The organism is Streptomyces sp. NPDC054047 (assembly GCF_055585065.1).
This window is the reverse complement of the sequence record NZ_JBVJKV010000002.1, coordinates 800,473-826,674: the sequence shown is the minus strand read 5'-3', so window position 1 is coordinate 826,674 and position 26,202 is coordinate 800,473. Positions and strand designations below refer to the sequence as shown.

General features: G+C 72.9%; 22 protein-coding genes and 1 pseudogene. 15 read left to right on the top strand and 8 right to left on the bottom strand.

The annotated features are described in order from the left end of the window. Window positions 1–2: 2 nt before the first annotated feature. The 6 genes from ACZ6ZP_RS10210 to ACZ6ZP_RS10185 all read left to right on the top strand — a co-directional run bounded on the left by ACZ6ZP_RS10210 (window position 3) and on the right by ACZ6ZP_RS10185 (window position 6,897). A complete protein-coding gene (locus tag ACZ6ZP_RS10210; RefSeq protein ID WP_469406564.1) occupies window positions 3–1,205 on the top strand; it encodes a thiolase family protein in 1,203 nt (400 codons plus the stop codon). 100 nt (window positions 1,206–1,305) lie between these two features. Further along, a complete protein-coding gene (gene pcaH / locus ACZ6ZP_RS10205) occupies window positions 1,306–2,031 on the top strand; it encodes a protocatechuate 3,4-dioxygenase subunit beta (RefSeq protein WP_351161678.1) in 726 nt (241 codons plus the stop codon). Next, window positions 2,031–2,585 carry a protocatechuate 3,4-dioxygenase subunit alpha gene (pcaG, locus tag ACZ6ZP_RS10200; RefSeq protein WP_469406324.1) on the top strand — a complete coding sequence of 185 codons (555 nt, stop codon included), beginning with the start codon at window positions 2,031–2,033 and terminating at the stop codon, window positions 2,583–2,585. The genes pcaH and pcaG overlap by 1 nt, the downstream gene beginning before the upstream one ends. Window positions 2,586–2,590: 5 nt before the next feature. Continuing rightward, window positions 2,591–3,970 carry a 3-carboxy-cis,cis-muconate cycloisomerase gene (gene pcaB / locus ACZ6ZP_RS10195; protein WP_469406322.1) on the top strand — a complete coding sequence of 460 codons (1,380 nt, stop codon included), beginning with the start codon at window positions 2,591–2,593 and terminating at the stop codon, window positions 3,968–3,970. Next, window positions 3,967–5,079: a bifunctional 3-oxoadipate enol-lactonase/4-carboxymuconolactone decarboxylase PcaDC gene (pcaDC, locus tag ACZ6ZP_RS10190; protein WP_469406319.1), complete on the top strand. Its 1,113-nt coding sequence runs from the start codon at window positions 3,967–3,969 to the stop codon at window positions 5,077–5,079. Before pcaB ends, pcaDC begins: the two co-directional genes overlap by 4 nt. A gap of 120 nt (window positions 5,080–5,199) precedes the next feature. Beyond that, the gene (locus ACZ6ZP_RS10185; RefSeq protein WP_351161005.1) at window positions 5,200–6,897 is read left to right on the top strand and encodes a serine/threonine-protein kinase; all 1,698 of its coding nucleotides are present in this window, start codon (window positions 5,200–5,202) and stop codon (window positions 6,895–6,897) included. 9 nt (window positions 6,898–6,906) lie between these two features. Here the strand turns inward: ACZ6ZP_RS10185 and ACZ6ZP_RS10180 are convergent, their stop codons facing one another. Beyond that, window positions 6,907–7,923 (bottom strand): alpha/beta fold hydrolase, encoded by a 1,017-nt coding sequence (locus tag ACZ6ZP_RS10180; RefSeq protein ID WP_351161003.1) that lies wholly within the window; start codon window positions 7,921–7,923, stop codon window positions 6,907–6,909. A gap of 312 nt (window positions 7,924–8,235) precedes the next feature. Here ACZ6ZP_RS10180 and ACZ6ZP_RS10175 point away from each other — a divergent pair, with 312 nt between their 5' ends. Together ACZ6ZP_RS10175 and ACZ6ZP_RS10170 are read left to right on the top strand one after the other, a co-directional pair. Next, a complete protein-coding gene (locus tag ACZ6ZP_RS10175) occupies window positions 8,236–8,610 on the top strand; it encodes a hypothetical protein (RefSeq protein WP_469406317.1) in 375 nt (124 codons plus the stop codon). A 125-nt stretch (window positions 8,611–8,735) separates the two neighbouring features. Beyond that, window positions 8,736–10,238 (top strand): SulP family inorganic anion transporter, encoded by a 1,503-nt coding sequence (locus tag ACZ6ZP_RS10170; RefSeq protein WP_469406315.1) that lies wholly within the window; start codon window positions 8,736–8,738, stop codon window positions 10,236–10,238. Between the two features lie 123 nt (window positions 10,239–10,361). Here the strand turns inward: ACZ6ZP_RS10170 and ACZ6ZP_RS10165 are convergent, their stop codons facing one another. Further along, window positions 10,362–11,354, bottom strand: a complete 993-nt coding sequence (locus tag ACZ6ZP_RS10165) for an SDR family oxidoreductase (RefSeq protein ID WP_469406313.1) — start codon at window positions 11,352–11,354, stop codon at window positions 10,362–10,364. A 20-nt stretch (window positions 11,355–11,374) separates the two neighbouring features. After that, a complete protein-coding gene (locus ACZ6ZP_RS10160; RefSeq protein ID WP_469406311.1) occupies window positions 11,375–12,142 on the bottom strand; it encodes an SDR family oxidoreductase in 768 nt (255 codons plus the stop codon). Window positions 12,143–12,209: 67 nt separating this feature from the next. On the opposite strand from ACZ6ZP_RS10160, the gene ACZ6ZP_RS10155 reads away from it, so the two are divergent. Genes ACZ6ZP_RS10155 through ACZ6ZP_RS10140 form a run of 4 tightly spaced genes read left to right on the top strand, consistent with a single transcriptional unit; the run spans window position 12,210 to window position 15,797 of the window. Continuing rightward, on the top strand, window positions 12,210–12,995 hold the full coding sequence (locus ACZ6ZP_RS10155; RefSeq protein ID WP_469406309.1) for an enoyl-CoA hydratase family protein: 786 nt from the start codon (window positions 12,210–12,212) through the stop codon (window positions 12,993–12,995). Further along, window positions 12,992–13,855, top strand: coding sequence for a CoA transferase subunit A (locus ACZ6ZP_RS10150; protein ID WP_469406307.1), 864 nt, complete (start codon window positions 12,992–12,994; stop codon window positions 13,853–13,855). Before ACZ6ZP_RS10155 ends, ACZ6ZP_RS10150 begins: the two co-directional genes overlap by 4 nt. Beyond that, window positions 13,852–14,685 (top strand): CoA-transferase subunit beta, encoded by an 834-nt coding sequence (locus ACZ6ZP_RS10145; RefSeq protein ID WP_351160985.1) that lies wholly within the window; start codon window positions 13,852–13,854, stop codon window positions 14,683–14,685. The genes ACZ6ZP_RS10150 and ACZ6ZP_RS10145 overlap by 4 nt, the downstream gene beginning before the upstream one ends. A 17-nt stretch (window positions 14,686–14,702) precedes the next feature. Continuing rightward, a complete protein-coding gene (locus ACZ6ZP_RS10140; protein ID WP_469406562.1) occupies window positions 14,703–15,797 on the top strand; it encodes an NAD(P)H-dependent flavin oxidoreductase in 1,095 nt (364 codons plus the stop codon). Window positions 15,798–16,026: 229 nt separating this feature from the next. Here ACZ6ZP_RS10140 and ACZ6ZP_RS10135 read toward each other — a convergent pair. The 4 genes and pseudogenes from ACZ6ZP_RS10135 to ACZ6ZP_RS10120 all read right to left on the bottom strand — a co-directional run bounded on the left by ACZ6ZP_RS10135 (window position 16,027) and on the right by ACZ6ZP_RS10120 (window position 21,518). Next, window positions 16,027–18,676, bottom strand: a pseudogene (locus tag ACZ6ZP_RS10135) (ATP-binding protein). Between the two features lie 129 nt (window positions 18,677–18,805). After that, window positions 18,806–19,963, bottom strand: a complete 1,158-nt coding sequence (locus ACZ6ZP_RS10130; protein WP_469406303.1) for an acetyl-CoA C-acetyltransferase — start codon at window positions 19,961–19,963, stop codon at window positions 18,806–18,808. Between the two features lie 58 nt (window positions 19,964–20,021). Next, on the bottom strand, window positions 20,022–20,609 hold the full coding sequence (locus ACZ6ZP_RS10125) for a TetR/AcrR family transcriptional regulator (protein WP_351161675.1): 588 nt from the start codon (window positions 20,607–20,609) through the stop codon (window positions 20,022–20,024). A 126-nt stretch (window positions 20,610–20,735) separates the two neighbouring features. Beyond that, entirely contained in the window at window positions 20,736–21,518 is a 783-nt protein-coding gene (locus tag ACZ6ZP_RS10120; RefSeq protein WP_361461563.1) for an SDR family oxidoreductase, read from the bottom strand. Between the two features lie 155 nt (window positions 21,519–21,673). Here ACZ6ZP_RS10120 and ACZ6ZP_RS10115 point away from each other — a divergent pair, with 155 nt between their 5' ends. Continuing rightward, on the top strand, window positions 21,674–22,828 hold the full coding sequence (locus ACZ6ZP_RS10115; RefSeq protein ID WP_469406301.1) for an acyl-CoA dehydrogenase family protein: 1,155 nt from the start codon (window positions 21,674–21,676) through the stop codon (window positions 22,826–22,828). Further along, the gene (locus ACZ6ZP_RS10110; RefSeq protein ID WP_361461569.1) at window positions 22,828–23,823 is read left to right on the top strand and encodes an acyl-CoA dehydrogenase family protein; all 996 of its coding nucleotides are present in this window, start codon (window positions 22,828–22,830) and stop codon (window positions 23,821–23,823) included. Before ACZ6ZP_RS10115 ends, ACZ6ZP_RS10110 begins: the two co-directional genes overlap by 1 nt. A 48-nt stretch (window positions 23,824–23,871) precedes the next feature. On the opposite strand, the gene ACZ6ZP_RS10105 is transcribed toward ACZ6ZP_RS10110, so the two are convergent. Beyond that, complete coding sequence (locus ACZ6ZP_RS10105) at window positions 23,872–24,861, bottom strand: hypothetical protein (protein ID WP_469406299.1); 990 nt, start codon at window positions 24,859–24,861, stop codon at window positions 23,872–23,874. Between the two features lie 120 nt (window positions 24,862–24,981). Here ACZ6ZP_RS10105 and ACZ6ZP_RS10100 point away from each other — a divergent pair, with 120 nt between their 5' ends. Then, on the top strand, window positions 24,982–26,151 hold the full coding sequence (locus ACZ6ZP_RS10100; RefSeq protein ID WP_469406298.1) for an anhydro-N-acetylmuramic acid kinase: 1,170 nt from the start codon (window positions 24,982–24,984) through the stop codon (window positions 26,149–26,151). The last annotated feature ends 51 nt before the right edge of the window (window positions 26,152–26,202 follow it).

The following is a 26,202-nucleotide window of genomic DNA, read 5'->3' as shown; positions in this document are numbered from 1 at the left end:
GCCTGCGTGACGTCTACATCGTCGACGCCGTGCGCACCCCCGTCGGCAAGTACAACGGCGCGCTCGCGGGCGTCCGCCCGGACGACCTCGGCGCGCACGCCATCCGCGAACTCCTCGCCCGTACACCGGACTTGGACCCTTCCCTGATCGGCGACGTGTACTTCGGCAACGCGAACGGCGCGGGCGAGGAGAACCGCAACGTCGGCCGCATGGCGGCCCTGCTCGCGGGCCTGCCCGTGACGGTGCCGGGCGTGACCGTCAACCGGCTCTGCGCCTCCGGTCTCGAAGCCGTCATCCAGGCCGCGCGGGCCATCGCGCTGGGCGACGTCTCCATCGCCCTGGCCGGCGGGGTCGAGTCGATGACCCGCGCCCCCTACGTCCTGCCGAAGAACGACCGGCCCTTCCCCGCCGGGGGCACCGAGCTGTACTCCACCACGCTGGGCTGGCGCATGGTCAACCCGCGGATGGAGCCGCAGTGGACGATTCCGCTGGGCGAGAGTGCCGAACTCGTCGCGGACAAGCACCGGATCACGCGCGAGCAGCAGGACGCGTACGCCCTCGCATCGCACCGCAAGGCGGCACAGGCCTGGCAGGACGGCCTGTTCGACGCGGAGGTCGCGCCGGTCTCCGTCCCCCGGCGCAAGGGTGACGCGGCCCTCTTCGAGCGCGACGAGTGCGTGCGCGCCGACGCGTCCCAGGAGGCGATGGCCAAGCTCAAGCCGTCCTTCCGCACCTCCGGCGGCACGGTCACACCCGGCAACGCGTCGCCGCTCAACGACGGCGCCGCCGCACTCCTCCTGGTCGACGAGGAGGGCCTGCGGGCGACGGGCCGCGAGCCGCTGGCCCGTGTATCGGCATCCGCCGTCTCCGCGATCGAGCCGCACTACTTCGGCCTCGCGCCGGTCGAGGCCGTCAACCGCGCCCTCGCGAAGGCGGGCAGGTCCTTCGGCGATCTGAGCACGCTGGAGCTCAACGAAGCTTTCGCGGCCCAGGTGTTGGGGTGCGTGGCCGAATGGCCCGACCTCGACCCGGACGTCCTGAACCCCCTCGGCGGCGCCATCGCGCTCGGCCATCCGCTGGGCGCGTCCGGCGCACGCCTCGCCGGAAGCGTCGCCCACCAGCTCGCCCGGCGCGGCTCGGGCACGGGCGTCGCCACCCTCTGCATCGGTGTCGGCCAGGGCCTGGCCCTGGTCCTCGAACGCTGAGCCGCCGCCCACCACCACCGTCAGCACCACGCCGTACCTCACGGAGCCGAGAGACATGACCCTCACCGAACCCCTGCCCGACGGGCTGAGCCAGCAGGAGATGGACACGGAGGTCGCCAAGGCGCAGGCCGCCGCGGCGCCCTCCGACCACCCGCCGCGCGACTACCCCCCCTACCGCAGCAGCCACTTCCGCCACCCCAAGCAGCCGCTGATCCCGCTGCACGACCCGGAGGCGGTGGAGCTGAGCGGCCCCGCGTTCGGCGTCACCGACATCACCGCGCTCGACCGCGACCTGACCCGCCAGCACCTGGGCGAGCCGCTCGGCGAGCGGATCACCGTGTCCGGCCGGGTCCTCGACCGCCAAGGGCGGCCCGTGCGCGGCCAGTTGGTCGAGCTGTGGCAGGCCAACGCGTCCGGCAGGTACGCCCACCAGCTCGACCAGCACCCGGCGCCGCTCGACCCGAACTTCACGGGCTTCGGCCGCTGCCTGACCGACGACGAGGGAACGTACTCCTTCACGACGATCAAGCCGGGCGCCTACCCGTGGCGCAACCACGTCAACGCGTGGCGCCCCGCGCACATCCACTTCTCGCTCTTCGGCACGGCGTTCACGCAGCGTCTGGTGACGCAGATGTACTTCCCGGGCGACCCGCTGTTCGCCCACGACCCGGTGCTGCGCTCAGTCACCGACGAGTCGGCGCGCCGGCGCCTGGTCTCCGCCTACGACCACGATCTCTCCGCCCCCGAGTGGTCGCTCGGCTACCGCTGGGACATCGTCCTCGACGGCCCCTCCGCCACGCTCTTCGAGGAAGGCGACCACCACTGATGTCGTACGCTCCCACTCCCTCCCAGACGGTCGGCCCCTTCTACGGCTACGCGCTGCCCTTCCCGCGGGGCGGCGAGGTCGCACCGGCCGGCCACCCGGAAACGATCACCCTGCACGGGTACGTGTACGACGGCGCGGGCAACCCCGTGCCGGACGCCCTCATCGAGACCTGGCAGCCCGCGCCCGACGGCTCCCGCACGGGCGCCCCGGGATCGCTGCGGCACGACCCGGTCACGGGCGAGGTCATCGGGCGCGACGGGCTCGCGTTCACCGGGTTCGGCCGCGTGCCGACCGACGCGGACGGCCACTGGACGGTCCGTACGCTCCCGCCCGGCGGCGTCTCGTACATCGCGGTCGCGGTCTTCGCGCGCGGCCTGCTCCACCACCTGTACACGCGCGCCTACCTGGTCGACGAGCCGGGCGACGCGTTCCTCGGCTCCCTGGACCCGGCGCGGCGCACGACGCTGATCGCCCGCCCCGAGGCGAGCCGCACGTACCGTTTCGACATCCGCCTTCAGGGCGAGGGCGAAACGGTGTTCCTGGAGTTCCAGTGAGTCTTGTGAGTCTTGTTCCAGCGGATCTTGAAGGTGCCGACGTCGGCCTGCTCGCCCCGGGGCATGCGGGCACCCCCGCCGAGGCCACGACGGGCGACACCGCGTTCCTGCGGGCGATGCTGGACGCGGAGGCGGCGCTGACGCGGGCCCAGGCGACGGTGGGCATGGCTCCGGCACAGGCGGCGACGGACGTCGCCGCCGCGGCCGACGCCGACCGCTTCGACGTACGCGATGTGGCGCTGCGCGCGCGGGGCGGCGGCAATCCGGTGATCCCGCTGGTCGCGGACCTGACGGCGGCGGTGCCCGCGGACGCCGCGCCCTACGTCCACCGGGGCGCGACGAGCCAGGACATCATGGACACCGCGATGATGCTGGTCGCGCGACGCACGCTGGACCTCATCCTGGCGGACCTGACCCGCACGGAGGCGGCACTGGCCCGCCTCGCGTCGGAACACCGGAACACGGTGATGCCGGGCCGTACCCTGACGCAACACGCGGTGCCGACGACGTTCGGCCTCAAGGCGGCGGGCTGGCGCTCACTGGTCCTCGACGCGCGGGACAGGGTGAGGTCCGTCCGCGACACCCTCCCGGCCCAACTGGGCGGCGCAGCAGGCACGTTGGCTGCTTTCGAGACGTACGCGGGCACCTCGCGACCGGGGACGTCCGCCGATGCGGGCGGGCTCGGCGAGCGTCTCGTGTCGGCCTACGCCCGTCATCTCCGGCTGGCCGGACCCGCCCTCCCCTGGCACACCCTCCGTACCCCGATCGCCGATCTCGCCGCTGCTCTCGCCTTCACCGCGGGAGCCCTGGGCAAGGCGGCCACGGACGTGCTCACCCTCAGCCGTACCGAGCTCGGCGAGCTCTCGGAGGGGTCGGGCGGCGGCTCGTCCGCCATGCCGCACAAGGCGAACCCGGTCCGCTCCACCCTCGTCGCGGCCGCGGCCCGCCGCGCCCCCGCCCTGGCGGCGACGCTCCACGCGTCGATGGCCGCCGAGGACGAACGCCCGGCAGGTGCCTGGCACGCGGAGTGGGAGGCCCTGCGCGACCTCCTGCGCACGGTCGGCGGCGCGAGCCACCATGCGGCGGAGCTCGCCGAACATCTCCGGGTCCACCCGGAGGTCATGCGTGAACACCTCGGCCTCACCCACGGGTTGATCGTCTCCGAACGCCTCACGGCGGAGCTGGCACCGCTCCTGGGCCGGGCCCGCGCGAAGGAACTCCTCACGTCGGCGGCCCGCCGCACCCGCGACGAGGGCAGGTCCCTCGCGGAGGTGCTCGCCGAAGAGCCCGCTCTCTCGGCCGTCGACCTCACCGAACTCACCGACCCCGCCCGTTACACCGGCTCCGCAGGAGCCCTCACGGACCGAGCCCTGGAGCGACGATGACCGGCAAGCTGCCGCACCACACCACCGAGGGCGCCCCGACCGCTCCCCCGCTCCTCCTCGGCTCCTCCGTCGGCACGTCCACCGCGCTGTGGGACGCCGTCGCGCCCGAACTCTCCACCACCCACCGGGTCGTGCGCTGGGACCTGCCCGGCCACGGCAAGTCGCCCGCCGACCTGATCGGCCCGGGAGCCACCGTCGCCGACCTGGCCGCGCTCGTCGTCGCGCTCGCCGACTCGCTCGGCATCGACCGCTTCTCGTACGCGGGGGTCTCCCTCGGCGGCGCCGTCGGCCTGCACCTGGCCGTGCACCACCCGGAGCGGGTGGCAAGCCTGGCAGTGATCTGCTCGTCGGCGCACTTCGGCGGCAGCGCCCGCTGGGAGGAGCGCGCCGCGCTGGTGCGCCGCGAAGGCCTCGCCACGCTGGCGCAGAGCGCGCCGGACCGCTGGTTCACGCCCGGGTTCACGGTCCCCGGCCTGGTGGACGACCACCGGAACACCGACCCCGACGCGTACGCGGCGTGCTGCGACGCGCTGGCGGCGTACGACATCAGGGACGCGCTGGCCACGATCACCGCGCCCACGCTCGTCGTCGCGGGCCGCGAGGACCCCGCGACGCCGCCCGCCCACGCGCGCGAGATCGCCGACGCGGTGCCGGGCGCCTCCCTCACGGAGCTGGCGGGCGCCTCGCATCTGGCGCCCGCGGAGCGGCCGGAGGCCGTGGTCGCCGCGTTGCGGACGCACTTGACGGGTGCGGCGGCGAGCGGGATGGCCGTACGGCGGGCGGTCCTGGGCGACGCGCACGTGGACCGCGCGCAGGGGAACACCACGCCCTTCACGGCCCGCTTCCAGGACTTCATCTCCCGCTACGCCTGGGGCGAGGTCTGGACCGACCCCACCCTCGCGCGCCGCGAACGCAGCATGATCACCATGACCGCCCTGGTCGCGCACGGGCACTACGACGAGCTGGCCATGCACGTCCGGGCGGCCCGCCGCAATGGACTCACGCCCGAGGAGATCGGCGCGGTGCTGCTCCAGACGGCGGTCTACTGCGGTGTCCCCGCGGCCAATTCGGCGTTCGCGGTGGCACAGCGGGTCCTCGCGGAGGAGTAGCGGAGGGCAGGACAGGAGGCCGACGGAGGAGTAACGGCCGCGAGTGCCGCCACCAGCACCCTTTAGGCTGCTGCTGATCAGGGGGGTCCTGGGATCAGGGGAAGCAGGGGGCAAGGGGCGATGAACGACGCGTCTGAGGTGTTCCAGCCGCTACAGACGGACGATCCGCCGGTGGTGGCCGGTTACCGACTCGCCGCCCGGATCGGCGCGGGAGGCATGGGCCGTGTCTACCTGTCGCACACGCAGGGCGGCCGCCCTGTCGCGATCAAGGTGGTACGGCCGGAGCTTGCCGACGACCCGGCCTTCCGGCGGCGGTTCGGCCGGGAGATCAAGGCGGCCCAGCGGGTCCGGGGCGCGTACACGGCCGAGCTGATCGACGCCGACGCGGACGGCGTGCCGCCCTGGCTCGCCACCTTGTACGTGCCCGGCCCCTCCCTGACGGAGGCCGTCGCCCGGCGCGGACCGCTTCCGGTGCCGGCGGTCCTGTGGCTGATGGCGGGGATCGCGGAAGCGCTCCAGGCCATCCACGGCGCGGGCATCGTGCACCGGGACCTGAAGCCGTCGAACGTGCTCCTCGCCGCCGACGGGCCGCGCGTGATCGACTTCGGCATCTCACTGACGTCCAGCGCCACCTCCGCGTACACGGCCACGGGTTCCGCAGCCGGCACGCCCCAGTTCATGGCTCCCGAGCAGGCGTCAGCGGGCGAGGTCACGGCGGCCACCGACGTCTTCGCGCTCGGTCAGACGGCGGCGTTCGCGGCGCTGGGCGAGCCACTGTACGGGGACGGCCCCTCGGTCAGCGTGCTGTACCGGATCGTGCACTCGGAGCCCGACCTGTCCCTGCTGCCCGCGCAGCTCCGTCCGCTGTTCGCCCGTTGTCTGGCCGCCGACCCGGCGGAGCGGGCCACCCTGGCGGAGGTCGTCCACTGGTGCCGCCAGCGGCTCGGCGGGGGTGCCGACGCGGGCGCGGGGCCTGCCGTCTGGCGGGAGATCACGGGGCCCGAGGTGGCGGTTCCGGCTCCGGTCCCCCACCCCACCCGGGTGCACACGCAGCCGTTGCTGTTCGCGCCGCCGCAGCCGACCGTGCCTACGGGGGCGGACGAACGGCGGACCCGGCGAAGACGCAACGCGCTCATCACGGGCGCCGTGACGGCGAGCGCCCTGCTGCTGGCGGGCCTGACGTGGACGGTCATGGACGCGACGGACCTCCTCCGCCACCGGGACGCGTCCTCGAAGTCCGGTGCGTCGGGCTCCGAACGGTCGTCGGGCTCCGGTGCGGCATCCGGCGGGACGACCTCGGGGGACGGCGAGAGGGCGGCGACCGGTGAGAAATCGGGGACCGGCGACAAGGGCGACGGGGCCGCAGGCGCTTCGCGCCCCTCCGCGGGCTCTTCCTCGACCGCGACCACCCCGCCGCAGGCCATCGCGTACCCCCAGCAGTGGTTCGACGAGAAGAACTCCGTGAGCCTCCGGGAGCCGGTCGACCGCAAGGACCGCAAGGGCGATCTCCGCTTCACCTGCGGGGCGTCGAGCTGCTCGCTGGAGAGCGACAAGAGCGTGATCACGCCGCTGTACGGCAAGCCTGGGGCCACCCTCGATGCGTGCCGCACCATCCTGAAGGGCGCCGACAGCCACAATCTGCCGCTGGCCGCGGTGGCGGCCGGCAGCGAGATCTGCGTGAAGAACCCTGCCGGGGACATCGCCCTGCTCGTGGTCCTGGTGAAGTCGACGGCGATGCCGCAGGACGGGGTCAGCTTCCTGACGGCGGACATGACGGTCCGGCCGGCGCGCCAGCCACCTGGAGCCCCTGGGACCTGAGGCGGGCCCTCAGGTGGCGCTCCGTTCGCTCGCCTCGCGGTACCGCCGCTCCATCTCGTCGATGTACGCGTCGTCGCCCGGCCGACCCGCCCGCAGCAGGCGCCACCACTGGTCGATGCTCCAATTGGCCGGTTCCGTCGACCCGATGAACTCCTCGACGAGCGAGAGGAAGCGCGCGGGATCGGCGTGAAAGGGGAAGTGCCCGGCCTCCGGGAAGATCTCCAGGCGGCTGCCGGGCATCGCCTCGTGCGCGGTGTAGGCGTGGTCGACCGGCAGGACGCCGTCCCGGTCGCCCCAGACGAGGAGCGTGGGCATGCCCTGGGCGAGGTAGCAGCGGTCCAGCATGGTGACCACCTGGCCGCGCCAGTCGACGACGGACCGCAGCGTGCGGATGAACGCGGCCCGCGCCCACACGTCCGGCAGCGCGTCGACCAGGCCCACCAGCTCCGGCGCGTCCCGCCCCAGACCCGTGTCGAGCAGCCGCAGCAGCGCGACCACCGCCCGCACCGGCACGTCGGCGCCGGGCAGTCCGAGCAGCGAGAGCAGCAGCGCGGCGCCGGGCAGCGACACACCCCGCAGCACGGGGGTGACCTGCGGGCCGACGCCTCCCGTGCTCACCAGGACGAGCCGGTCGACGCGCTCGGGGAACTGGTAGGCGAACTGCATCGCGACACCGCCGCCGAACGAGTGCCCGACGAGGGTGACCCGTTCGACGCCGAGCACGCCGAGCAGGTCCCGGACTCCGTTGGCGTACGCGGCCACCGAGTAGTCGGCCCGCGGCTTCTCGGAGGCACCGTGGCCGAGCAGGTCGGGGGCGATGACCGTGTGGCTCCGGGCCAGTTGGGGGATCAGCGGGGACCACGTCGCCGAAGAGTCGCCGATGCCGTGGATCAGCAGAATCGCCGGTCCCTCACCCGCGACGCGGTACGCGCGCCGGTAGCCGTGCACGGTACGGAACCGCAGTGAGGCCCCGCTCTCGTCGCCGGTGGGAAGCCGCCTGGGCTGGAAGGGCAGGATCCGCGCCATGGGCCGGAGTGTAGGTGGGCGGCGCGGTGGGGTGGTTTCGGATGGGTTTCGGGTGGCGCAATACGGGCGTACCCCAGCAGAGTCGCGCGACGGCGCGGTGTCCAGGGAACGTGTCGACTCCTGCGCCTGCCAGACACACCGTCGGGCCGTCACTGGGGCCGTTACCGCACCGGCCGAAAGGGCGGCACGCACGCCTGATCGAAGGGTGGCCGTCGCGCCGTGTCACCACCGGGTCACCCAGGTGACACATCTGGCGGGTTAAGTTACTTGGTGACCATGCGAGTTGCGCAGCCACGTGAGGACTTTGCCACCGTGACGGGAGCCGGAGTGCGCAGGCGGGTACTGCCCGCGGCGCTCGTCGCCGTGCTCCTGGTGATCGTCCAGTTCTTCGCGCACGGCGTCAACGAACCCGCGTCCGGCGTGCCCTCCCGTACGCCACCGGCCACGGCCCCCTACGCGCACTGCGGCGACGACACGCACCCCGGGGAGACCTCCGAGCGCTTCCGGGCCCGCGGCCGGCCGCACTGCCGCGACCTCACCCCCGACACGGCCCCGCCCCTCGCCGCCCGCGAGGTCACGGCCGCGGCCGTCGGCACGCCCGCGCCGCGCCCCGTCACCGTCGGCCACCACGACACGGGACCGACAGGACGCGAACTACCCGCCCTGCTACAGGTCTTCCGCTGCTGATCGGCTCACCCGGCACGGCCATGCCGCCAGGCGCTCACGTCTGAGGCGACCCCGCCGGCCGGACCCGGACACCGGTCCACGTCACACCGACGCGCCCCCCCCACGGCGCTCAGGAGTCAACCGACATGCAGCTTTCCCCTGCCTCCGTACACGACCGCGCCCGCTCCCTGTTCCGGGCGCCCGACAACGCGCGGCGCGATCTCACCGCATCCGTGGTCGTCTTCCTCGTCGCCCTGCCCCTGTGCCTGGGCGTGGCCGTCGCCTCCGGAGCACCCGCCGAACTCGGCCTGATCACCGGCATCGTCGGCGGTCTCGTCACCGGTCTGCTGCCCGGCAGCAGCCTCCAGGTCAGCGGTCCCGCCGCCGGCCTCACCGTCCTCGTCTACGAAGCCGTGCGGGAGTACGGTCTCGCGGCGCTCGGCGCCCTGGTGCTCGCCGCCGGGGTCCTCCAGCTGGTCATGGGCTTCCTCAGGCTCGGCCGCTTCTTCCGGGCCATCTCCGTGGCCGTCGTCGAGGGCATGCTCGCCGGGATCGGACTCGTCCTGGTCGCCGGGCAGTTGTACGCCATGGCCGACCGCGAAGCCCCCGCGAGCGGCCTCGACAAGATCGCCGGGCTGCCGGGCCTGCTCACCGGGGTGATCGGCTCGGAGCGCGCGCTGACCGCCTTCGGTCTCGGCCTGGCCACCATCGCCGTGCTCGTCCTCTGGCGCAGGCTCCCCGCGAAGCTCCGCGCGGTGCCCGCACAGCTCGCCGCCGTGGCGCTCGCCACGGGGGCCACGCTGCTCTTCTCCCTGCCGGTGGCCACGGTCGAGGTGCGGGGGCTCATCGAGGCGGTGCGGATGCCGGACGCCACCGCCTTCGGTGATCTGCTCGGCATCGGCGCCATCGGCACCGTCATCGCCTTCGCCCTGATCGCCTCGGCGGAGAGCCTGTTCAGCGCGGCCGCCGTGGACCGACTGCACGACGGTCCGCGCACGTCGTACGACAAGGAACTGATCGCGCAGGGCGCGGGCAACACCGTGTGCGGGCTGCTCGGCGCCCTGCCGATGACCGCCGTCATCGTCCGCAGCGCGGCCAACGTACAGGCGGGTGCGCGGACGAAGGCGTCCCGCGTCCTGCACGGCGTCTGGCTGCTCCTCTTCGCGGCGCTGCTGCCCGCCGCGCTCGGCCTCATCCCGGTCGCGGCGCTCGCGGGCGTCCTCGTGCACGCGGGCTGCAAGCTGATCCCCGTACGGCAGTTGGCCAAGCTCTGGCGCGAGCACCGCAGCGAGGCGGTCGTCCTGGTCGTGACGGCCGTGGCGATCGTTTCGGTGAACATGTTCGAGGGGGTCCTGATCGGCCTGGCACTGGCCGTCATAAAGATCGCCTGGGAGACGCCGCGCGTGCAGGTGGAGGTCGTCGACAAGGGGACGGGACCGCTCCGCGTCCATCTGTCGGGGCACGCCACGTTCCTGTGCCTCCCCAAGCTCCTCGACGCGTTGGAGGCCCTGCCCCAGGACCGCCCGATCGAGCTCGACCTCGCGGAGCTGCGGCACCTCGACCACGCGTGCCGTACGTCGCTGGAGAACTGGGCGGCGCGGCACAGCACGGAGGGCACGCAACCGGTGCGCGTGGCGTCCGGGGCCTGACGTCGCCTCGCGCCGGACGGGCTTTTGCCGCACGGACTCTTGCCGCACGGACTCTTGCCGTACGGACTCCCACCGGACGGGCTCTCGCGGCAGGCCCGTCCGGCGCCGCCGGGGCCCTGCCTCCTACCTCGCCCCGTACACCGGCTGGGGCACCTCCGATCCCGCGAGCAGCTTCAGCGTCGCGTCGCCCGCCTCCGCCGGGGTCCAGCGGGCCCCCTTGTCGGCCGTGGGTCCCGGCCGCCAGCCCTCCATGACGGTGATGCGCCCCGCCTCGGCCTCGAAGACGCGGCCGGTGACGCCCGCGGATGCCTCGGAGCCGAGCCACACCACGACCGGCGACACGTTCTCCGGAGCCATCGCGTCGAAGCCGCCGCCCTCGGGCGCGGCCATGGTCCGGGCGAAGGTCCGCTCCGTCATCCGCGTCCGCGCGGCGGGCGCGATCGCGTTCACGCGCACTCCGTAGGCGGCGAATTCGGCCGAGGCGACCATGGTGAGCCCGAGAATCCCGGCCTTGGCCGCGCTGTAGTTCCCCTGCCCGACGCTCCCCAACAGGCCCGCTCCGGAGCTGGTGTTGACCACGCACGCGTGCCGCGCGCGCCCCGCCTTCGCCTCGCCTCGCCAGTAGGCGGCCGCGTGCTTCAGCGGCAGAAAGTGCCCCTTCAGGTGAACGCGCATCACCGCGTCCCAGTCGTCCTCGTCGAGGTTGACCAGCATCCGGTCGCGCAGGAACCCCGCGTTGTTGACCAGGGCGTCCAGCTGTCCGTACGTGTCGAGCGCGGCTCGCACCAGGGACGCGGCGCCCTCAGACGTGGCGATGTCGCCGCCGTGCGCCACGGCGTCGCCGCCCGCCGCGCGGATCTCGTCGACGACGTCGTGCGCGGGCCCACCGGACGCCCCGGAGCCGTCGGGCCCCACACCGAGGTCGTTCACGACGACCTTGGCACCCTCGGCCGCGTACGCGCGCGCGTGCGCACGGCCGAGGCCGCGGCCCGCGCCCGTGACGATCACGACGCGGCCCTCGCAGATTCCCGTGCCCGGCTTGTTCGTGCCCGGCTTGTTCGTGCCCGGCTTGTCCGTGCCCGGCTTGTCCGTGCCCGGCTTGTCGGCTGAGGTCATGCGGAACTCCTCGGATACGTTCAGTGGTTGACTGACGCGACGTCCAGGAAGGCGGGGCGTTCGCCGCCCCCGTGCAGATGCAGTGCGGCGCCGCTGATGTAGCGCGCGGCGTCGGACGCGAGGAAGACGCACGCGTCCCCGACGTCCGACGGATCGGCGAGGCGACCGAGCGGGACGGTGCGGGCGACCTGCGCGATGCCCGCCTCGTCGCCGTAGTGCAGATGGGCGCTCTCGGTGCGGGCGAGGCCGAGCACGACGGTGTTCACGCGCACCGTCGGGGCCCACTCGACGGCCATCGTGCGCGCGAGGTTCTCCAGGCCCGCCTTGGCCGCGCCGTAGGCACCAGTGCCGGGCGAGGGCCGCGAGCCGCTCACGCTCCCGATCATGGTGATGCTGCCCCCACCGGTCTGCTGGCCGCGCATCACCTCGTACGCCGCCAAGGACGCGTACAGCGGGACCAGCAGGTTGAGTTCGACGATCTTGGCCTGGCGGGCGGGGGCGGACTCGGCGAGGAGCCCGAAAGGCGTGCCGCCCGCGTTGTTCACCAGCGCGTCCAGCCGTCCGTGATCGGCGGCCACATCGGCGAAGAACGCGTGCGTGGCCTGCGCGTCACGCAGGTCGAGGGGCCGGAACTCGGCTGCTTCCCCGCCGACTTCGACCGGTTGGTCCGGGGGCCTGCGGGCGCAGACGACGACCCGCGCGCCCGCGGCGAGGAAGCTGCGGGCGATACCGGCGCCGACGCCTCGGGTGCCGCCGGTGACGACGACCACCTGTCGGGTGTCAGTCATCGCTGCTACCGTCCTAACTAACAAATGTTTGGTTGAAGGGCCTGGTTGAAAGGTAGCGGATCCTCTGATGTCTGTCTCCACCTCGACCCCGGACAAGGGCGTCGCCGTCGTCACCGTCGACTTCCCGCCCGTCAACGCCCTGCCCGTGCAGGGGTGGTTCGACCTGGCGGCCGCCGTGCGCGCGGCGGGCCGTGACCCCGGGACGCGCTGTGTCGTCCTGGCCGCCGAGGGCCGCGGTTTCAACGCGGGCGTGGACATCAAGGAGATGCAGCGCGACAGCGGCCACAGCGCCCTGATAGGCGCCAACCGCGGGTGCTACGAAGCGTTTTCCGCGGTGTACGAATGCGAGGTGCCGGTCGTGGCCGCGGTGCACGGCTTCTGCCTGGGCGGCGGCATCGGCCTGGTGGGCAACGCGGACGCGATCGTGGCCAGCGAGGACGCCACCTTCGGCCTGCCCGAGCTGGACCGGGGCGCGCTCGGCGCCGCGACCCATCTCGCCCGCCTGGTGCCGCAGCACCTGATGCGCGCGCTGTACTACACCTCGCGCACGGCCACGGCGGCCGAGCTGCACGCGCACGGATCGGTGTGGCGTGTCGTGTCGCGCGAGGAACTGCCGGACGCGGCCCTGGAGTTGGCGCGCGAGATCGCGCAGAAGGACGGGACGCTGCTGCGGTTCGCCAAGGCCGCGATCAACGGCATCGACCCGGTCGACGTGCACCGCAGCTACCGCTTCGAGCAGGGCTTCACCTTCGAGGCGAACCTGAGCGGTCTGGCCGACCGCGTCCGCGGGGGCTTCGGACAGGAATCCGGCAAGGAAAAGAAGGAAGAGAAGCAAGAGAAGGGCAGGGCATGAGGGACAAGACCATGACGCCCGACGCGATCGTGGGGCGGCTGCGGAGCGGGATGACGCTCGGCATCGGCGGCTGGGGTTCGCGCCGCAAGCCGATGGCGCTGGTGCGGGCCCTGCTGCGGTCCGGGATCACGGACCTCACCGTCGTGTCGTACGGCGGCCCGGACATCGGCCTGCTCGCCGCAGCGGGCAAGATCCGCAAGCTGGTCACGGCGTTCACGACACTCGACTCGATCCCGCTGGAGCCGCACTTCCGCGCGGCGCGCGAGCGTGGCGCCTTCGAACTGGTCGAGCTGGACGAGGCGATGTTCATGCAGGGCCTGACGGCCGGTGTCCAGCGGCTGCCGTTCCTGCCGATCCGCGCGGGACTCGGCTCGGACGTCCTGCGGGTCAACCCCCAGCTGCGTACGGTGACTTCGCCGTACGAGGACGGGGAGAAGCTCGTCGCCGTGCCCGCCCTGCGGATGGACGCGGCGCTCGTCCACCTGAACCGCGCCGACCGCCTGGGCAACGCCCAGTATCTGGGCCCCGATCCGTACTTCGACGACTTGTTCTGCGAGGCGGCCGACACGGCGTACGTGTCGTGCGAGCGGATCGTCGAGTCGAGCGAGCTCACCGAGCGCGCGGCGCCGCAGGCCATGCTGATCTCCCGGCACGCGGTGACGGGGGTGGCCGAGACGCCCCAGGGCGCGCACTTCACGTCGTGCGTGCCGGACTACGACCGCGACGAACTCTTCCAGAAGGCGTACGCGACCGCCGCTGCCGACCCGGAGGCCTGGAAGGAGTTCGAGGACCGCTTCCTCGGCGGCACCGAGCAGGATTACCAAGCGGCTGTCCAGGCCTGGCACAAGGAGCAGCGATGACGCAGACCGACCCGACGGCGGCGGCCGTCACCCCCGAGGAGACCGCCGCGACCGCCACGACCGCCTCCACTGCCGTCAGCGCCGCCACTCGCGCCGAGTACTGCGTGATCGCCTGCGCCGAGGCCTGGCGTGGCGCCGGTGAGATCCTCGCGTCGCCGATGGGCACGGTCCCGGCGATCGCAGCCCGCCTGGCCAAGCTGACCTTCTCGCCCGAACTGCTGCTCACGGACGGGGAGGCGCTGCTGATCGGGGATGTGCCCGCCGTGGGGGCGCCGTCGGCGGTGACGGAGGGCTGGTTGCCGTACCGCAAGCACTTGACCATGGTCATGGGCGGCAGGCGTCACGTGATGATGGGCGCGAGCCAGATCGACCGCTTCGGGAACCAGAACATCTCCTGCATCGGCGACTGGGAGCGGCCCAAGCGCCAGCTGCTCGGGGTGCGCGGAGCGCCGGTCAACACCCTCAACAATCCGGTGAGTTACTGGATACCCCGTCACTCGACGCGCGTCTTCGTCGAGAAGGTCGACATGATCAGCGGGGTCGGTTACGACAGCGCGGCGGCGGCCGGTCCCTCCGCGACGCGCTTCCACGATCTGCGCCGGGTCGTGTCCAACCTCGGCGTCTTCGACTTCGGGGCGGCGGACCACGCGATGCGCCTGGTGTCCCTGCATCCGGGCGTGACGGTGGAGCAGGTGCGCGAGGCGACGGCCTTCCCGCTGGCGGCGGCGGACGACGTGCCGTGCACCCGCGAGCCGACCGCGGAGGAACTGCGGCTGATCCGGGACGTGGTGGACCCGCGCGCTCTGCGCGAGCGCGAGGTGCGCTCGTGACTCCGGCCCCGCCGGGCATGGAGACGGCGCTGACGCGGCTGGTCGGGGTCCGGTACCCGATCGTGCAGACCGGCATGGGCTGGGTGGCGGGCCCCCGCCTGGTCTCCGCGACGGCGAACGCGGGCGCCCTCGGCATCCTGGCCTCCGCGACGATGACCGTCGAGCAGCTGCGCTCGGCCGTCCGGGAGGTCAGGTCCCGTACGGAGGAGCCGTTCGGGGTCAATCTCCGTGCCGACGCGGGCGACGCTCGGGACCGGGTGCGGGTCATCGTCGACGAGGGAGTGCGCGTCGCGTCCTTCGCGCTCGCCCCCTCGAAGGAGCTGATCGCGGAACTGAAGGACGCCGGGGTGGTCGTCATCCCGTCCATCGGTGCGCGACGGCATGCCGAGAAGGTGGCGGCGTGGGGTGCGGACGCGGTGGTCGTGCAGGGTGGCGAGGGCGGCGGGCACACGGGCGAGGTCGCGACGACCGTGCTGTTGCCGCAGGTCGTGGACGCGGTGGACATACCGGTGGTCGCGGCGGGCGGCTTCTTCGACGGGCGGGGGCTGGTCGCCGCGCTCGCCTACGGCGCGGCGGGCGTCGCGATGGGCACGCGCTTCCTGCTGACGTCGGACTCGACGGTGCCGGACGCGGTCAAGGCGCGGTATCTGGCCGCGTCGGTCAAGGACGTCACGGTGACCACACGCGTGGACGGTCTCCCGCACCGGATGCTGCGGACGGAGCTGGTGGCCTCACTGGAGAGGTCGGGGCGCATGACATCCCTCGCACGCGCCGTACGCCACGCGGCGGCGTTCCGGAAGATGTCCGGCATGGGCTGGGGAGAGATGGTCCGTGACGGGCTCGCGATGCGGCACGGGAAGGGGATGACGTGGAGCCAGGTCCTGCTCGCCGCGAACACACCGATGATGTTGAAGTCGGCGATGGTGGACGGGGTGCCGGAGGCGGGGGTCATGGCTTCCGGGCAGGTGGCCGGGGTCATCGAGAACCTGCCCTCGTGCGAGGAGCTGATCTCGCTGACGATGCTGGAGGCAGCCGAGGTACTGAGCCGATTGACCTTCCCTACCTCACTCACCCCCAAGGCCTGGTCTCACCCCCAGCCCCCGACCCGTTAGCACCACACGGGACGGGCTGCGAGCACTGGCCCGCCACTGCCGACTGCCGACCTGGCAGCCGAGCGCCCGTCAGCGCCGGACAGGCCACTGAACACCATCCCACCAGCGCCGCACGGCCGCTGAGCAGCAGACTGCCGGCCGCCGCACGGACTGCTGAGCACCGGACGGGCCGCCGGGCATCAGCCCGCCGGCACCATGCACGCCGCTGAGCGTCAGCCCGCCCCTCAGCTCACACCCCCGCGACCTCCAAGGACGCTCGTGCTCGCGCGGCCAGGCCGTCTGCGCCGCAGGATTCGGCCAGGGCGAGGCCGCGGGCCAGGTCGGTTGCCGAGCCCGCCGCGATTCCGTACTCGACCCGGGCGAGCGCGTGCTCATAGGCGCACGGCGATGCCTCCAGGCAGGCGACGGCTCGGGCGTACAGCGCGATCGCGCGCTGGCCGCTCTCCAAGGACGCCGCGCACCGCAGCGCCTCGCCGATCGCCGTCTCCGTGCCGAACAGCTCCGCCTGGACCCGCGCGTCCGCGACCAGCTCGGCGGCCCGCCGCGGGTCGTCAACGGCGAGTTCGCGGGCCAGGTCGTGTGCCCACGGGTTGACGACCGTGTTGTAGCGGCCACGTTCGTTCGCCGCCTTGGCCGCCACCTCCAACTCGCTGATGCCGTCAGCCCGTTGCCCCGTGGCGATCAGCAGGCGGCCCCGCACGGAGTGGATGTCGGGCAGGAGGATCGTGGACGGGTAGGGCGGCGCGATGCCGTACCGGTCGGCGACCTCCTGTGCTTCGTCGGCCCTGCCCCCGGACGAGCAGGGTGTCGATGAGCTTGCACGCGGCATCCCAGTGCATCGGCAGGCCGCTGCCGACGCGGTCCGTCAGGCGCAGGCTCTCCCGCAGCGAGGCCTCCGCCTCGCTCAGACGTCCGCGTCTGCGGTACACCAGGCCCAGCCAGGCCTTGGCGACGGCCAGATGACCGCCGCTCCAGCCCGCCGCCTCATAGGCGCGGACCCCTTCGGCGAAGACGCTCTCGGCACGGTCGAGGCGGTCGGTGAAGATGTAGGCGCCGCCCAGCATCGTCAGGAGCTCGAAGCCCCACTCCGTGTCGGTCCAGCCGAGCCCGGGCGCGAGGCGGCCGTTGACGAGGGAGCGGTCGCAGAGTTCGACGATCTCCTCCGCGTTCTCCCCGCGGGTCATGGCGTCGAAGGCGCGCAGGATCAGCAGCGCGCGCTCGGAGTTGTCCCGTCCCTGCAGCGGTCCGGCGAGCGCGGCGAGGCGGCGTGATCGGCCCGTCGCGTCCTCCTCGCGGGAGTAGATGCCCTCCCACATGTAGTGGACGCCCTGGAGACGCATCTGGTCGGGCCCCGGCGCCAGCCGGGCAGCCTCGGCGTCCACGACCCGCAGGGCCTCCTCCAACTGGTCGTTGTGCACTAGGGCTTGGGAGAGCCGGCAGACGGCGTCCACGTGCAGCTTGCGGTCGAGACCGGGGGTGTGGAGTGCCTCGCGCAGGTGGCCGATGGTGGTGGCGGGCGAGGTGAGGAGCGTGGCGCAGCCCAGTTCGTAGAGCACGCGGGCGTGGGTCTCGGGCAGCGGCGGTTCCCGCAGGGCTCGTTCGAGACAGCGGCGGGCCGCGTCGGGCGCGCCGACCGCGAGGTGCTCGGCCGCCGCTTCGCGCAGCTGCTTGACCAGCTCGGGGTCGTCGTCCGGATGGACCTCCAGGAGGTGCCGGGAAGCGGCCGCCGCGCCGCGGCCCGACAGGGTGACGGCCCAGGCGGCCTGGCCGTGCATCGCGGTGCGGGTGGCGGGCGGGATCGAGCGGTAGACGGTGCTGGCGATCAGCGGATGGACGAACTCCAGGCCCTCGTCGGCGCCGAGCAGGATGCGCGCGGTGCGAAGCCGCTCCGCGCACCGCTCGGCCGCCTCGCGGGTCATTCCGGCGAGCGAGGCGGCGAGGTCGAGCGGGATGTTGGTGCCCAGGATGCCGGCCGCCCAGGCGAACCGCGTGACGTCCGTGCCGAGTCCTTCGAGGCGGGCGACGAGTCCACGGCCGCGCGCCGAGCGGTTCAGGGCGCGCAGTTCGGCGGCGGAGCTCTCCACCGGCTCGAGATCGCTGTCCTGCACCTTGGCGAGCAGTTCCACGGATTCGTAGGGATTGCCGCCGGTGACCGCCCATACCTCGCGGCAGAACGGGGCGTCCGCGTGCTCACCGAGGGTGGCGCGGGTGAGCCCGGCCGCCGCGTCCGGGGTGAGCGCACGCAGCGGGGGCGAGGGACGGGCCGCCGCGCCGACCGCCGCGAGGTGGCGCGCGCTCTCGCCGGTGGCGTCGTCCGGGCGGTGGGCGACTACCACGAGGACGGGCAGTTCGTCGAGGCGCTGGGCGAACGCGGCCAGCCAGTGCAGGGTCTCCTGGTCGGCCCAGTGCGCGTCGTCGATGAGCAGGACCAGCGGCCAGTGCACCCCCGAAAGGCGCACGACCGCCTCGACCAGGCCGTCGCACACACCTTGCGGGTCGGCCTGGATACCGGTCGGCTCGGCTATGCCGAGAGCGGGGCCGGCGATCTCGTACCAGTCGCCGAGATACTCCCGTGCCTCTTCCTGCGAGAGGGCGACGAGAGCCGGCTGCAACAACTGGCGTACGACGTTGAAGGGAACGGAGGTGACGGTCTCGCCGCCGCGCGCGGACCACACCATGGCCCGCCCTTGCGCGATGCGGCGCACCTCGGCCAGCAGCGCCGTCTTGCCGATGCCCGCCTCGCCCTGGAAGACGAGCAGCCCGCCCGCCGTCGTGGATTCGGAGCACAGTTCGTCGACGGCCCTCGTGGCCGCGGCGAGTTCCGCATCGCGTTCCCACAGCGGGGCCCAGATGGCACCTCCGGGCCGTCCCTGCGTCATCGCGCTACCTCCCGAGGTCGCTCAATCGACGTACAGACATCGAGACTAGCTGGGGAGAGGGCCTCACGGTGCGGGGTCCGGCCAGCAATTGCCGCAAGGAGTGACGGACGGGCCCGAAGCTGGACGCGATCAGAGGCGCTCGATGATGGTCACGTTCGCCTGGCCGCCACCTTCGCACATGGTCTGGAGGGCGAACCGGCCGCCGGTGCGCTCCAGTTCGTGCAGGAGCGTCGTCATCAGCTTGACGCCGGTCGCCCCGAGGGGATGTCCGAGAGCGATCGCACCACCATTGACATTGACCTTCTCCGGGTCGGCCCCGGTCTCCTTCAACCAGGCGAGGACGACCGGCGCGAACGCTTCGTTGATCTCGACGAGGTCGATGTCGCCGATGCTCATGCCGGTCTTCTTGAGGGCGTACGCGGTGGCGGGGATCGGCGCGGACAGCATCCGGATCGGGTCCTCGCCGCGCACCGAGAGGTGATGGATGCGGGCGCGGGGCGTCAACCCGTGCTCCCGCACGGCCCGTTCGCTCGCGACGAGCATCGCTGCGGCTCCGTCCGACACCTGCGAGGAGCAGGCGGCGGTGATGGTGCCGTCGTCCAGGACGGGTTTGAGGCCCGCCATCTTCTCCAGGGTCGTGTCGCGGCGCGGGCCCTCGTCGGTGGTCACGTCTCCGTAGGCGGTGAGTTCGCGGTCGAAGCGGCCCTCGTCGATCGCGCGCACGGCCCGCTGGTGCGAGCGGAGCGCGAACTCCTCCATGTCACGGCGGGATATGCCCCACTTCTCGGCGATCAGCTGGGCGCCGTGGAACTGGTTGACGGGCCGCTCTCCGTAGCGGGCGCGCCAGCCCTCGCTGCCCGCGTACGGGCCTTCGGTGAGGCCGAGCGGTTCGGCGGCCTGCCGGGAGGCGAAGGCGATGGGGATCATCGACATGTTCTGGGTGCCGCCCGCGACGACGAGGTCCTGGGTGCCGGACAGGACGCCCTGCGCCGCGAAGTGCACGGCCTGCTGCGAGGATCCGCACTGCCGGTCGATCGTCACGCCGGGCACCTCTTCGGGGAGGCCCGCCGCCAGCCAGGAGGTGCGGGCGATGTCCCCGGCCTGCGGGCCCACCGTGTCCAGGCAGCCGAAGACGATGTCCTCGACGGCGGCGGGGTCGATCCCGGCGCGCTCGACGAGCGCCGTCAGGACGTGGGCTCCCAGGTCGGCGGGGTGGACGGCCGCGAGGCCGCCCTTGCGCCTGCCGACGGGGGTACGGACCGCTTCGACGATGTAGGCCTCGGCCATGACTGCGTACTCCTCGTACTCCTCGGTCGGGGCGGTCGCCGGGGTGACGACGCGCTCCCTACGTGCGGACGGCGATGCCGTCCAGGACCATCGACAGGTACTGGCGGGCGATCTCCTCGGGGCTGTGGCCTCCCCCTGGGCGGTACCAGGACGCGGCGACCCAGACGGTGTCGCGCACGAAGCGGTAGGCGAGCCGGATGTCCAGGTCGTCGCGGAAGACGCGCTCGGCGACTCCGCGCTCCAGCGTCGTCAGCCACGTCTTCTCGAAGCGCTGCTGCGAGTCGGTCAGGTACTGGAAGCGCGCCTGGGCGACCAGGTGCTTGGCCTCCTTCTGGTAGATGGCGACGGCGGAGCGGTGCCGGTCGATCTCCCGGAAGGATTCGGTGACGAGCGCCTCAAGGGTCTCGCGGGGGCCGAGCTGCGACTGGAGCACGGTGTCGTACCCGTCCCAGAGCTCGGCGAGGAAGGTGGAGAGGATCTCTTCGAGCATCGACTCCTTGGAGTCGAAGTGGTAGTAGAGGCTGCCGGCGAGCATGCCGGCGGCGTCCGCGATCTTGCGGACCGTGGTCGCGTTGTACCCCTGCTCGGCGAAGACGTCGGCCGCGATGGCGAGGAGTTCGCCGCGGCGCTCGGGCGATGGACTCACCGGGGCCTTCTTCTTCGCGGTGCCGCCCTGCTTCGTCGCGGCGCTGCCGCCCTGCTTCGCCATGGTGCTGCTCTGCTTCGTCGTGGTGCTGCTCTGCTTCGGTTTCGACACACGGTCATTCTCCGCCTAGGCGTGCTGGTTGCTGACCGAGACCGTCTCCCCCGTCATGTACGAGGAGTACTCACTGGCCAGGAAGACGATGACGTTGGCTATCTCCCAGGGCTCGGCATGCCGCCCGAACGCCTCGCGCGCGGTGAGCTCTTCGAGCAGCTCGGGCGATGTGACCTTCGCGAGGTGCGGGTGCATGGCGAGGCTGGGCGACACCGCGTTGATCCGTATGCCGTGGGGCGCGGCCTCGACGGCGGCGCAGCGGGTGAGCGCCATGACGCCGGCCTTCGCCGCGGCGTAGTGCGCCTGGCCCGCCTGGGCGCGCCAGCCGAGCACCGAGGCGTTGTTCACGATCACGCCGCCACGGTCGGCGGCCCGCATGCGGCGCAGGGCGGCCCTGGTGGAGCGGAACGTGCCGTTCAGTGTCACGTCGATGACTCTGTCCCACTGCTCGTCGGTCATCTCGGTGAGCTCGGCCGTGCCGCCGAGTCCCGCGTTGTTCACGACGACGTCCAGGCCGCCGTGGCGCTGCTCCGCCAGGTCGTACAGCCCCTGCACCTGGGCCTCGTCCGTCACGTCGCACGGGGTCCCGTCGATCCGGTCGGCGCCGAACTCCCCGGCCAGCGCCTCCACCGTCTCCTTCGTGCGGCGCGGGTGGGCGTCGCCGATGACGATGCGCGCGCCCTCCTCCAGGAAGCGACGGGCGGTGGCGCCGCCGATGCCCGCTCCGGCCGCCGCGGTGATGACAGCGGTCCGGCCCGCGAGCAGACCGTGCCCCGGCACATACGCGGGTGCGTCCATGCTCGGCCCCCTTCAGCTCTCGACTCGCTCTCGACGACTGGCCCAACACCAGGGTAATCTACCAAACACTTGTTAGGGAAGACCGCCGGAGAAGAACCGCCCCTGGCACCGCTCGAAGCACCGACCGAAGCACCGACCGAAGAGGTGGGCCACTGATGGACCTCGACTTCACCGCCGGGGAAGAGGAGTTCAGGCAGCGGGCGCGCGACTGGCTCCGCGGGCACGTGCCCGCGGAGCCGCTCCCGTCACTGGAGACCCAGGAGGGCTTCGCGGCCCACCGCGCCTGGGAGGGCGAGCTCGCGGCCGACCGCTGGTCGGTGGTGTCCTGGCCCGAGGAGTACGGCGGGCAGGGCGTCGACATCGTCAAGTGGCTGGTGTTCGAGGAGGAGTACTTCGCGGCGGGCGGCCCCGGCCGGGTCTCGCAGAACGGCATCAACCTCCTCGCGCCGACCCTCTTCGACGTCGGCACGGACGAGCAGCGCGCACGGATACTGCCCCCGATGGCGAGCGGCGAGGTCATCTGGGCACAGGCCTGGTCCGAGCCGGAGTCGGGCTCGGACCTGGCCTCCCTGCGCTCCACCGCGCGCCGCACGGACGGCGGTTGGCTGCTCAGCGGGCTGAAGACGTGGTCGTCACGGGCCGCCTTCGCCGACCGCGCGTTCGGCCTGTTCCGCAGCGACCCCGCCGTCGACTCCGCCAAGCCGCACCGGGGCCTGACGTATCTGATGTTCCCGCTCGACGCGGACGGCGTGACCGTCCGCCCCATCGGGCGCCTGGACGGCAGACCGGCCTTCGCCGAGCTCTTCCTCGACGACGTCTTCGTGCCGGACGAGGACGTGATCGGCCAGCCGGGCCAGGGCTGGCGGATCGCCATGTCGACGACGGGCAACGAACGGGGCCTGACGCTGCGCTCCCCCGGCCGCTTCGTCGCCTCGGCCGACCGCCTGGTGCGGCAGTGGCGCGCGCACGGCGACCCCGCGGACACCGCGCTGCGCGACCGGGTGGCCGACGCCGTGATCGGTGCCCGCGCCTATCAGCTGTTCACCTGGGCCAACGCCTCGCGCTTCGCGGCGGGCGAGACGATCGGCGCGGAGTCGAGCCTGAACAAGGTCTTCTGGTCCGAGTACGACATAGCGCTGCACGAGACGGCGCTCGACCTCCTGGGCGCGGAGGGCGAGTTGGCGGACGGCGGCGAATGGGCCGAGGGGTACGTCTTCTCGCTCGCCGGGCCGATCTACGCGGGCACGAACGAAATACAGCGCGACATCATCGCCGAGCGGCTGCTCGGACTGCCGAAGGGACGCCGCTGATGAGGTTCCTCCTCGACGCCGAGCAGCGCGAGTTCGCGCGCTCGCTCGACGCCATGCTGACGGCGGCCGACACCCCGGCGGCCGCGAGGGCGTGGGCCGCCGGGGACCACGCGCCGGGCCGCGCCGTGTGGGGGCGGCTCGCGGATGCGGGCGTCTTCGCCCTGGCCGTCCCCGAGGAGCACGAGGGGGTGGGGCCGCTCCCGGTAGAAGTGGCCGTCGCATTCGTCGAGTTGGGGCGCCATGCGGTGCCGGGGCCGCTGGTCGAGACGGTGGCGGCGGGCGCGCTGCTCGCCCGCCTCGCCGAGCTGGGCGAAGCGGCCCCGGCCAAGCGGCTCCTTCCACCCCTGGCCTCCGGGGAGGCCGTCACGACGCTCGCTCTCCCCGAAGGGGGGCCTTTCGCCCTGGATGCGGACGCGGCGACGCTGCGGCTGAGCGCCACGGGCGGTGAGCTGCGCGTGGCCTCCGGGCACGCGCGCGTGGAGCGGTCGTTGGATCCCGTACGGCGCCTGGCGCGACTGTGGCCGGGCGGCGAACTCCTCGCCTCGGGCCCGGCGGTGACGACGGCTTCCCGGTACGCGGCCGACTGGGCCTCGCTCGCGACGGCCGCGCAGGCGTTGGGGGTCGGGCTCGCACTGCTGGACAAGACGGTCGCGTACGTGAAGCAGCGCACCCAGTTCGGCACGCCGATCGGCGGCTTCCAGGCGGTCAAGCACCGCCTCGCGGACGTCCTGATAGGCCTCGAATTCGCCAGGCCTCTGCTGTACGGGGCAGCGTTGACCCTGGAGACGGCCGATGTGGCCGCGGCGAAGGCGGCGGCGGGCGAAGCCGCGTACGGCGCCGCGCGAGCGGCGCTGCAACTGCACGGGGCGATCGGTTACACCGCGGAGTACGACCTGTCGCTGTGGCTGACGAAGGCGCGGGCCCTGCGCACCGCTTGGGGCAGCCCCGGGGAGTGCCGGCGGCTGGTGCTGTCGGGAGGGCGGGGGCACGGCTGACGCGTCATCCGAAGCGGCCCCTGCCGCGCACATGGGGCCCCACCTCCCTCACGCGTACTCCCATCCCCCCTCGCCCACCTGCTCGCGCGCGATCCGGCGCCACTCCGGGAGGCCGCCCGGGAGCGGCCACGCCCACGTGGGGCGGTGTGCCGTGCGCAGCTCGTGGAGGCGGCGGGCGAGGGCCGGTCCGGCGAACTCGGCGCCGTCGGGGACCCGCGGGCCCTGCGTGGCGCGCAGTTCGGTGAACCTCGCCAGCTCCGCCTCGTACGCCGCGACGGCCCGCTCGGTGCCGGTGTCCACCTCGTCCCGCGGAGTGGTCCGCTGCAGTTCCAGGACGGCCGGTTCCACGGATTCGGCGATCGCCGCGGCCAGCCGTGCGTGGCCGTCCAGGACGAGGTGGCTGTCGAGCCCGCTCACCCACCAGAGCAGGACGGGCGGCAGCGTGCCGTCCCTCGCCTGCTTGCGGTACGCCTTGACGCGGGGGTCGTCGGCGTCCGGCATCGCCCGCAGCGGAAAGATCTCCCACGAGCCGCTGTGAATCCACCAGTCGATGTAGCCGTCGGGATCGCCCTCGACGAGCAGCGAGCGCCAGTACTCCCCCTCGCGCTCGCCCGGATGCTTCCACCGGAGCAACAGCGGGTCCGGCTTCAGCACCCACCGCCCGTCGTGCAGAGGGCTGTCGGGGGATGCGGTGAGCAGCGTCGCGAAGTGGTGGGCCCAGCGTTGCCGGGAGCCTCCGTAGGCGCGGGCCTGGTGTGCGCGCAGCGGTGGGACGAGGGGGCGGTGGCGACCGGTCCGGTAGAAGTCGACCCCGTGGCGGTCCGGGTCCACCAGGGCAAGGAGCAGCGGTTCGGCGGCGGCTCCCCGCGTCAGGAGCAGACGGTTTTCGGCGGTCCACAGGCGCAGGCCGGGGAGCGGCCGTTCGCGCACCTCCAGGAGCAAGCCGTTCCAGACGCCGTCGGTTCGGGGGCCATCGGTTCGGGTGAGGTTCGTGCGCCGCGTCCCCGCGCTCGGGCCCGGCGATCCCGTGGTGGACATGGACAAGGCGCGCTCTCCCCCACGTCGATGGCCTGAACTGGATCGTACGTGCGAGTGCGCATGCCTCGTCATCGCTGCGATGATCAAACACACCGGTGAGGAGAGCGAGAGGGGTAGCACGTGCGCGTAATCGGGCTGATGTCGGGGACTTCGTACGACGCCATCGACGCCGCGGCGGCCGACCTGTCGATCGACGGCGACCGGCTGCTGCTCTCCCCGTTGGGTCTCATCACCCGGGGGTACGACGAGTCGCTGCGGACGGCGCTCGGTGCCGCGCTGCCGCCCGCCGCGACCACGCTGGCCGACGTCTGCCGCCTCGACACCCGCATCGGCCAGGCCTTCGCCGCGGCGGCGGCCGAGGCGGACCGCGAACTGTGCGACGGGCGCGCCGAGTTGGTCGCGTCGCACGGGCAGACGGTCTACCACTGGGTGGAGGACGGCCAGGTGCACGGCACGCTGCAGATCGGGCAGCCCGCGTGGATCGCCGAGCGGACGGGCCTTCCGGTGGTCGCCGACTTCCGCCCCCGTGACATCGCGGCGGGCGGCCAGGGCGCGCCCCTGGTCAGCATCGTCGACCGGATGTGGCTGCGCGGCAGGTCCGGCGCCCCCGCCGCGCTGAATCTGGGCGGCATCGCCAACATCACCGCCCCGGACGGCACCGCCTTCGACACGGGCCCCGCCAATGCCCTCATCGACGCCGCCGTGCGCGAGCTGACGCGGGAGCGGCTCACCTGCGACCTCGACGGCGAGATGGCCGCGCGCGGCACGGTCGACGAAGGGCTGCTCGCGGCCCTGCTGAGCGAGCCGTACTACGCGCGGCCCGCCCCGAAGACCACCGGCAAGGAGCTCTTCCACCTGCCCTATCTGCGGGCGGCCCTCACCGGGTACGAGGACCTCGCCCCGCAGGACGTCGTCGCCACGCTCACCCTGCTGACCGCCCGCACGGTCGCCGACGCCGTCAGGGGGGTCGACGCCTCCGAGGTGATCGCCTCCGGCGGCGGTACGCGCAATCCGACGCTGATGGCGTTCCTGCGGGCCGAGTTGGGCGGCAAGATCCCGGTGCGCACCTCCGACGAGCTCGGTCTTCCGTCCGCCGCGAAGGAGGCGTACGCGTTCGCGGTGCTCGGTTTCCTGACGGCGCACGGGCTGCCGGGGACGGTGCCGCAGAGCACGGGGGCCCGGCATGCGAGCGTGCTGGGGTCGATCACTCCGGGGCGGGCCGGGGTGCGGGTGCCCGCTCCGGAGGGTGGCGGACCTGTGCGGTTGGTGGTGGACGGGCAGGGGAGGTGAACTCGCCTCTTCCCCGGGCGAATCCCGCCTCTCCCCCTGGCGAATACAGCG

Excerpts from the sequence above, each read along its gene's own strand:
- ACZ6ZP_RS10185 (WP_351161005.1), top strand. The coding sequence starts at position 5,200 with ATGAACGACGCGTCTGAGGTGTTCCAGCCGCTACAGACGGACGATCCG.
- pcaH (WP_351161678.1), top strand. The coding sequence starts at position 1,306 with ATGGACACGGAGGTCGCCAAGGCGCAGGCCGCCGCGGCGCCCTCCGAC.
- ACZ6ZP_RS10170 (WP_469406315.1), top strand. The coding sequence starts at position 8,736 with ATGCAGCTTTCCCCTGCCTCCGTACACGACCGCGCCCGCTCCCTGTTC.
- ACZ6ZP_RS10130 (WP_469406303.1), bottom strand. The coding sequence starts at position 19,963 with ATGGCCGAGGCCTACATCGTCGAAGCGGTCCGTACCCCCGTCGGCAGG.
- ACZ6ZP_RS10155 (WP_469406309.1), top strand. The coding sequence starts at position 12,210 with ATGTCTGTCTCCACCTCGACCCCGGACAAGGGCGTCGCCGTCGTCACC.
- ACZ6ZP_RS10110 (WP_361461569.1), top strand. The coding sequence starts at position 22,828 with ATGAGGTTCCTCCTCGACGCCGAGCAGCGCGAGTTCGCGCGCTCGCTC.
- ACZ6ZP_RS10105 (WP_469406299.1), bottom strand. The coding sequence starts at position 24,861 with ATGTCCACCACGGGATCGCCGGGCCCGAGCGCGGGGACGCGGCGCACG.
- ACZ6ZP_RS10140 (WP_469406562.1), top strand. The coding sequence starts at position 14,703 with ATGGAGACGGCGCTGACGCGGCTGGTCGGGGTCCGGTACCCGATCGTG.
- ACZ6ZP_RS10150 (WP_469406307.1), top strand. The coding sequence starts at position 12,992 with ATGAGGGACAAGACCATGACGCCCGACGCGATCGTGGGGCGGCTGCGG.
- ACZ6ZP_RS10160 (WP_469406311.1), bottom strand. The coding sequence starts at position 12,142 with ATGACTGACACCCGACAGGTGGTCGTCGTCACCGGCGGCACCCGAGGC.
- ACZ6ZP_RS10145 (WP_351160985.1), top strand. The coding sequence starts at position 13,852 with ATGACGCAGACCGACCCGACGGCGGCGGCCGTCACCCCCGAGGAGACC.
- ACZ6ZP_RS10120 (WP_361461563.1), bottom strand. The coding sequence starts at position 21,518 with ATGGACGCACCCGCGTATGTGCCGGGGCACGGTCTGCTCGCGGGCCGG.
- ACZ6ZP_RS10115 (WP_469406301.1), top strand. The coding sequence starts at position 21,674 with ATGGACCTCGACTTCACCGCCGGGGAAGAGGAGTTCAGGCAGCGGGCG.
- ACZ6ZP_RS10180 (WP_351161003.1), bottom strand. The coding sequence starts at position 7,923 with ATGGCGCGGATCCTGCCCTTCCAGCCCAGGCGGCTTCCCACCGGCGAC.
- ACZ6ZP_RS10165 (WP_469406313.1), bottom strand. The coding sequence starts at position 11,354 with ATGACCTCAGCCGACAAGCCGGGCACGGACAAGCCGGGCACGGACAAG.
- pcaG (WP_469406324.1), top strand. The coding sequence starts at position 2,031 with ATGTCGTACGCTCCCACTCCCTCCCAGACGGTCGGCCCCTTCTACGGC.
- pcaDC (WP_469406319.1), top strand. The coding sequence starts at position 3,967 with ATGACCGGCAAGCTGCCGCACCACACCACCGAGGGCGCCCCGACCGCT.